General features: G+C 62.5%; 6 protein-coding genes and 1 riboswitch. Of the genes, 2 read left to right on the forward strand and 4 right to left on the reverse strand.

All coding sequences use genetic code 11. The features are described from left to right. Window positions 1-50 precede the first annotated feature (50 nt). On the reverse strand, window positions 51-2,789 hold the full coding sequence (locus tag ACMZ6R_RS11905; RefSeq protein ID WP_416111677.1) for a molybdopterin-dependent aldehyde oxidoreductase: 2,739 nt from the start codon (window positions 2,787-2,789) through the stop codon (window positions 51-53). A gap of 528 nt (window positions 2,790-3,317) precedes the next feature. On the opposite strand from ACMZ6R_RS11905, the gene ACMZ6R_RS11910 reads away from it, so the two are divergent. Continuing rightward, entirely contained in the window at window positions 3,318-3,617 is a 300-nt protein-coding gene (locus ACMZ6R_RS11910; protein WP_416111665.1) for a GGDEF domain-containing protein, read from the forward strand. Between the two features lie 26 nt (window positions 3,618-3,643). Further along, entirely contained in the window at window positions 3,644-3,844 is a 201-nt protein-coding gene (locus tag ACMZ6R_RS11915; RefSeq protein ID WP_416111667.1) for a rubredoxin, read from the forward strand. A 208-nt stretch (window positions 3,845-4,052) separates the two neighbouring features. On the opposite strand, the gene ribB is transcribed toward ACMZ6R_RS11915, so the two are convergent. From ribB to ACMZ6R_RS11930, 3 genes are all read right to left on the reverse strand, one after another. After that, window positions 4,053-4,697 (reverse strand): 3,4-dihydroxy-2-butanone-4-phosphate synthase, encoded by a 645-nt coding sequence (gene ribB / locus ACMZ6R_RS11920; RefSeq protein WP_416111669.1) that lies wholly within the window; start codon window positions 4,695-4,697, stop codon window positions 4,053-4,055. Window positions 4,698-4,819: 122 nt separating this feature from the next. Next, a riboswitch (FMN riboswitch) is annotated at window positions 4,820-5,050 on the reverse strand. A 243-nt stretch (window positions 5,051-5,293) separates the two neighbouring features. After that, a complete protein-coding gene (locus ACMZ6R_RS11925; protein ID WP_416111671.1) occupies window positions 5,294-5,560 on the reverse strand; it encodes a calcium-binding protein in 267 nt (88 codons plus the stop codon). Between the two features lie 44 nt (window positions 5,561-5,604). After that, window positions 5,605-6,348 carry a periplasmic heavy metal sensor gene (locus ACMZ6R_RS11930; protein WP_416111673.1) on the reverse strand — a complete coding sequence of 248 codons (744 nt, stop codon included), beginning with the start codon at window positions 6,346-6,348 and terminating at the stop codon, window positions 5,605-5,607. Window positions 6,349-6,758 lie beyond the last annotated feature (410 nt).

Raw genomic sequence — 6,758 nt, forward strand, 5'->3', positions numbered from 1 at the left:
CGCCTCCTTATGGGCAGGTTGGTTGTTTTTCGGGCGTTGCGGACGCGGGCCTAGTTGGCGTCGGCCAGAAGGGCGGCCAGCACCTTTTCCGGCCTGGCCGGCAGGCTGGTCACCCGGACGCCGCAGGCGTCGCGTATGGCGTTGGTGATGGCCACGTGGGGGCTGGCCATGGGACCCTCGCCCGCGCCGGCCGCGCCGAAGGGGCCGTAGGCGCGGGGATTGTCCTCGAAGTAGATGATCTCCAAGTCGTCGGGCACGGATTCGATGAAGGGGAAGCCCGCGCCGGCCAGGGAGGAGTGCTTTTTCACGTCCTCGTAGTCCTCGGACAGGGCGTAGCCGATGCCTTGGAGCATGCAGCCGTAGATCTGGCCGTCGGTGACCAGCCGGTTGTTGACCTTGCCGATGTCGGCCAGGCAGGTCATATGCTCCACGGTCACCTTGCCCGTGGCGGCATCCACCGCGATTTCGGCCAGGTAGATGGCGTACATGAAGACCAGAAACGGGCTGCCGAGGCCGGTTTCGGCCGAACAGGGCGTGCCGGGAACGGTGTAGACGCCGTCGAAGCGGGTGGGCTTGCCAGCGGCCACGAGCTCGGCATGGGTCATGAAGGTGCCATCGGGCTTTTTGGCCGTGGCGAGCAGGGCTTCGCAGGCGGTGCGGATGGCGCCGCCGACCACGACCTGGGAGCGCGAGCCGCCGGCCGGGCCGGCCGGCGGCTGCTTGGAGCTGTCGGGCCAGCTAAAGCGGATCTTTTCCGGCGGGATGCCCATGGGGAACAGGGCCTCGTGGGCCGTGCCCACGGCGCCGATGTCCGCGCCCTGGCCATGGTCCTCCCAGGACGCGCCGACCGTGACGCCGCCGTCGGGATCGTACTGGACGAAGACCGAGGCGCTGTCCGCGCCGTCGAGGCCCGAACCGTAGACGCCAAGGGCGATGCCCACGCCTTTTTTCACCTCGGGCGTCGACTCCTTCCTGGTCCGTTCCTTGGCGGCCTTGTAGCGCGGCCGCAACGCTTCGAGCATGGCGGGCAGGCAGTAGACGTCCGGCGTCTGGCCGGTGGGGGTGGTGGCTCCGGGCCGGTAGCAGTTGGCCAGACGGAATTCGATCGGGTCCATGCCGAGGGCCAGGGCCATCTCATCGACCAGTGATTCCCCGGCGAAGAAGGACTGGGGACCACCGAAGCCGCGAAAGGCCGCGCCCCAGCAGTGGTTGGTGGCCACGGCGCGACCCATGCCCCGGATGCTCGGGATGTCGTAGCCCGCGCCGATAAACTGGATGCCGCGCCCGGTCAGGCCGTCGGCGAACTCGCAGTAGGGGCCGTGGTCCACGCTGTAGTCGTGTTCCAGGGCCAGGATGCGGCCGGTCTTCCTGTCCGCCGCCATTTTGGCCTTGATGTGAAACGGCGAGCGTTTGCCGGTGTAGGTCATCTGCTGGAAGTAGGTGTAGCGCAGGGAGGCCGGACGCCCGGTGGCCAGCACCGCGACGCCAAGCAGGGCCTCCATGGTGGGGCTCAGCTTGTAGCCGAAGGTGCCGCCCATGGGGTTGGCGATCATGGCGATCTTGTCCGGCGGCAGCCCGAGCCCCGCGGCGATCATGAAGGCGTGCAGGTGCACGGCGATGGACTTGCTGTGGATGTGGAGCAGCCCGTCCTCGCCCATGTAGGCGAAGCCGACGTCGGGCTCGATGGGCATGTGGGGCTGGCGGCTGGTGTGGAATTCGCCCTCCACGACGGCCACGTCGTCGCGGGCGAACACCTCTTCGGGGTCGTCGCCCTTTACGAGCGGCTGGGTGAAATAGACGTTGGGCGTGCCGGGATGGATCTCGATGGCGTCCTCGGCCATGGCTTCCTGGGCGCTCAGGTAGGCGGGCAGTTCCTCCAGGTCGAGGCGGACCTTGGCCGCGGCCGCCCTGGCCTGCTTTTCGGTGTCGGCGCAGACGATGGCCACGGCGTCGCCGTACTGGAAGACCTTGGTGTCGCACAAAATGGGCCGTTCCCAGCCGTCGCCCTTGCTGTTGGGATTGGACACCAGGCCGAAGATGCGGTTTTTGCCCTGGACGTCCTTGGCCGTGAGCACCCGGAGCACGCCGGGCATCTTTTCCGCTGCGGCAGTGTCGATGCCCCTAATCAGCGCATGGTGGACCTCGGCCTGGACCAGGGCCAGGTGCAGGGTGCCCTCGGGCAGGCGCAGCCCGAGGTCCGCGCCGTAATCCAGGGTGCCCGTGGCCTTGGCTTCGGCGGTGGGGCGCGGGTAGGTCGAACCCCAGATGCGCCGGTCGGCGGGCATGACGAAGTCGAGGCTGTCCGGGGCGGCTTCGCCCCGCATGACGGCGGCGGCGTCCATGACCGCATCCACCAGGGGCTTGTAGCCGGTGCAGCGGCAGGCATTGCGGTGCTCCTGGAACCATTGGCGCACTTCCTGGCGGCTGGGGCTCGGGTTTTCGTCCAATAGCCCCTTGGCCGAGACGATAAATCCCGGTGTGCAAAATCCGCACTGGGCCGCGCCGTGCTTGACCCAGGACCGTTGGAGCGGGGCGAGGTGGCCGGGTTGGCCGATGCCTTCGATGGTTGTAATGTTGGCCTTGTCCGGCACGCGCTGCATTTTTGTGATGCAGGAACGAACGACCTTGCCATTGATGATGACGGAGCATGCGCCGCATTGTCCTTGGGCGCAGCCAACTTTCGTCCCAGTCAGATGAAGGTTTTCCCGCAGTACATCGGCGAGCGTGCTTTTGTGTGGATAGATTACCGTCTTTTCCGCGCCATTTACGACGAGTATCTTTTGTTCCATTTCTTCCATATGCCGTTCTCCAGTATTTCTTTTCCCAAGAGCAAGCGGCATGCCAGGAAGACGGCATTGTATCTATTCGAAATAACAGGTATATATTGTATGGGCAGTGTTATGTAATCCCGAAACATGTCTAGACATGTTTAGACAGACAAGGCCATTTGGGCAGAGAACAAAGCGGAAAAACGGCAGGGCGTGGACGAGAAAAAACGATATGATTTTAGGGGTGTAAAGACCTGCAGCCGCGAATACGCCCCGGTCTTTGGCCGTTTATGACCGGCCGAGGCGATCGGGATTTCTGGCGCGCGGGAAGGGCAGGCCGTCCGCCCGCGTGGTCCCGCCCTGGGAGGGCGCTTTTCCTCCCGATCTCTGCCGGACCGGCTTCGCGATATGCTGACCAATGCTCTTTTAGGTCATTGACCATGCGCGTTAACCTGATAGGGTGGAAAAATGCTGCATTCACTGGATATGCGCACGGTCTTATTCGAAGGTGCGTTTGTCTGCTTCACTATCTTCGGGATCATGGCGTCCTTGATTATCGTAAACGCCCAACGCATGGAGCTCGAACTCAAGGAAGCCAATCGCAAAATCGAAATCCTCGCCAACCAGGATGGGCTGACGCGCCTTTTCAACAGAAGGTATTTCGACAAGAAGCTCAGGCAGGAATTCAAACGGCTGCAACGAAGCGTGCAACCGTTGTCGCTCATCATGGCCGACATCGACTGCTTCAAGAACTTCAATGACACGTATGGGCATCAGGCCGGGGACGACTGTAGCTACGCGCCGCAGCAGGAGATGCGGCTGATCCCCTGCCGCCCCGACACGGCTTGACCTCGGCCTCCCGCGGCGTTAGGCGCATGTCCGAACGCAACAAAGGGGGGCTTGTCATGGCGCTCGATCGCTATATCTGCCTGCAGTGCGGCTACACCTACGATCCCAAACGCGGCGATCCCAAAGGCGGGATCGAACCCGGCACGCCCGGCGAAAAACTGCCCGACGACTGGCGCTGCCCTGTCTGCCAGGCCGACCAGCGGCAATTCGCCCGCCGTGATGATTAGGGGGAATGAAAAAATGAATGCCGGGGGGAAACCTTTCTAAAGAAAGGTTCTCCCCCCGGCACCCCCTTTCCAAAGATTTTTTATAATGACGGGGTGTTATCCGCGACACATCCGTAACCGTTAAGAAGTTTAGGAAGGGGAGAGCGCGAGAGGGGAGAACCCTTTTTTAAAGGGTTTCCCCTCTCGCACCTTCTTCTCTTCTCTACTCTTACATATCGCCTACAGCCTGGCGGTAGGCGGCCAGGGCGGCGACGGTGACCAGCGGGAAGTCGTTGGCCGCGGCGAAGCGTTCGATCTGCGCGCCCTTGGCCATGGTGCCGTCGGGATTGGTCAGCTCGCAAAGGACGCCGCAGGGGGCAAACCCCGCCAGCCGGGCCATATCCACCGTGGCCTCGGTATGGCCCCGGCGTTCGAGCACGCCGCCGGGCTTGGCGATCAGCGGAAACACGTGGCCCGGATGGGCCAGGTCGCAGGGCTTGGCGTTCGGCGCGCTGGCCGTCTTGACGGTCGTCACCCGGTCCGCAGCCGAAACGCCGGTGGTGACGCCTTCGGCCGCCTCGATGGTGATGGTGAAGGCCGTGCGGTTTTTGCAGGTGTTGACCGTGACCATGGGGGTCAACTCGAGCTGCTCGGCCTTTGCCGCGGTCAGGCACAGGCACACGATGCCGCTGCATTCGCGGATCAGCATGGCCATCTGCGGGACGGTCAATGTTTCGGCCGCGAAAATGAGGTCTCCCTCGTCCTCGCGATCCGCATCGTCGGTCACGACGACGCCCTTGCCCTGGCGCATGGCCTCGATGGCCCGCACCACACTCTGATACTCGTTTTGAACACCGGAATAGGTCTGATTCATGGCGTGCTCCGTACGCGGTCCTGGCTTGCCAGAATCAGGGCGGAAATGGAGACGACCGGACAAGCCGCGCCAAAGCGGCCCGTCGGCCTCACGCCGGCCCGATGCCGGCGAGGGGAATGCCGTCTGCTCCTCTTGCATCCGGACTGTAACCGTCGGCCCTGGCCTCGCACCAGGTCTGCTGACCTTCATGCCGTGAAGGACCGGATGGGGTCCTTGCGTTGCGACCTGGAGGGATGCCTCCGTCGGAAACCGGTTTTGCCGGGTCCGTGTCGCGTCGGCGCGAAGCGCTCGCGGGCTCCCCGGATTGCCGGGATACCGCCGGTGGGGACTTTCACCCCGCCCTGAGGACAACGCGGCTTTGATAGCGCCGCCGGTTGCGCTTGGCAAGGGCAAGGGAGGGGATGCTAAAAAGAGTTCTGGGGGAAAACTTTTCTGAAGAAAAGTTTTCCCCCAGACCCCCTTTCCAAAGACTTTCAATAGTGGCGGGGTGTTGTCGGTAGCTAGCGTGTATAGTTAAAAAGTTTAGGAAGGGGAGAGCGCGAGAGGGGAGAACCCTTTTTAAAGGGTTTCCCCTCTCGCATCCTCTTTGCCCTTTCTTACTGCATCTTCATGCCGGAGGCGTGGCCGAGGTATTCGTCGCGGGTGACCTTGCCGTCGCCGTTCTTGTCGGCCTTGGCGAAGTCGTCGGCCATGTGGTGGGCGGCGAATTCTTCCTTGGTCAGGACGCCGTCCTTGTTGGTGTCCATGGTGGAGAACATCTTTTCGGCGGCCGTGGTGTCCTGCGCCGGCTGGGACGCGGCGTAAGCGGCGGGGACGGCGGCCAGGGCGGCGATGAGGGCGAAGGCGGCTATGGCGGTACGCATGGGGCTTCTCCGTGAGTCTGCGTGGTTAGCGTCGTGGGGCATGGTTATTGGTTGGTCGGGGCGGTGTTGGCCGGAGCGGCGGGAGCGCTGGGAGCGGCAGGCGCGGCCGCGGCCGGGGTGTTCTGGGCGTTGGCGGCGGGCATGGGCATGTTATGGCCGGGCATGGCGCCGTTCATGGCGGGCATGGCGCCGGTCGCGCCGTGGTTCATGGCCTTCATGTCATGCTGCATGCCCTGCATCATGCCCTTGCCCTGCATCATGTCCTTGCCCATCATCATCATGCCCTTGTCCTTACCCATCATCTTGCAGTCGGCATCGCTCTTGGGGCCCATCATCATCTTACCGCCCATCATGCCGTCCATCATCATGCCTTCCATCCGGCCCATGTGACGGGTCATGCGGATGGGGGTGCCGGTTTCCTTGGCGTAGCGGATGCGGAAGAGGGTGTCCTGTTCGAACAGCTTGCCGCGCAGGGCGCTGATTTCAGTGGTCAGCTTGGTGACGGCGGCGGTGTCGCCGGGCTTGGTGGCGAGCAGGGTTTCCAGCTCGGCCTGGCGGGCGACAAGCTTGCCGCGCAGTTCGGCGGTCTTGGCGATGTAGTCCTGGCGAAGCAGGTAGACCTTGTTGGGGTCCACGGGGGGGGCGGCCGGGGTGGCGGTCTTGGCTGTATCGGTCGTGACGGCCGGTGCGGCCGGAGCATTATGCTGATGCGTGGTCTGGGCCAGGGCCGGAACGGCCAGGGCCAGGGTCAGGGCTAATGCGGCGGGGATACGAATGCTGTTACGCATGGTGAATGCCTCCTTGGGGTTTGTCTTCCCCCATAGCATCCGTCGTGCCATTTAGGAACTTTTTTTGTCGGGAATTCATTCAAGGCGTGATCTATTTCAATATAATGCTTTGATCTTATTTAATTTATATGAATATGACAATTCGCTTTCCGTGTGGGAGCCTCTTTGAAAAGCAGCTTGGCCAACGGCTTGGATTTTTCCGTGTCTATAAACTATACGAATTTAGGATGAAATGTGGATGGAAATGATACGCCGTGCAGAGCGGTGTCTTTTTTCTATCCATGAACAGAGAGAACCTTGAACGCCCGCCGGGGAGGACGTGACAGGAATCCGGCTTTCAGTCTTTTAAAAAAACAAGCTATCTCTCTATATTATGACTATTGAAAGTTTTTGGGGAGGGTGGGGGTCCG

Source organism: Solidesulfovibrio sp. C21 (assembly GCF_047785625.1).
Taxonomy (GTDB): domain Bacteria; phylum Desulfobacterota; class Desulfovibrionia; order Desulfovibrionales; family Desulfovibrionaceae; genus Solidesulfovibrio.

What these genes read in the sequence shown, in the direction of transcription:
- ACMZ6R_RS11905 (WP_416111677.1), bottom strand. Translation starts at nt 2,789, where the DNA reads ATGGAACAAAAGATACTCGTCGTAAATGGCGCGGAAAAGACGGTAATC.
- ACMZ6R_RS11915 (WP_416111667.1), top strand. Translation starts at nt 3,644, where the DNA reads ATGTCCGAACGCAACAAAGGGGGGCTTGTCATGGCGCTCGATCGCTAT.
- ribB (WP_416111669.1), bottom strand. Translation starts at nt 4,697, where the DNA reads ATGAATCAGACCTATTCCGGTGTTCAAAACGAGTATCAGAGTGTGGTG.
- ACMZ6R_RS11925 (WP_416111671.1), bottom strand. Translation starts at nt 5,560, where the DNA reads ATGCGTACCGCCATAGCCGCCTTCGCCCTCATCGCCGCCCTGGCCGCC.
- ACMZ6R_RS11930 (WP_416111673.1), bottom strand. Translation starts at nt 6,348, where the DNA reads ATGCGTAACAGCATTCGTATCCCCGCCGCATTAGCCCTGACCCTGGCC.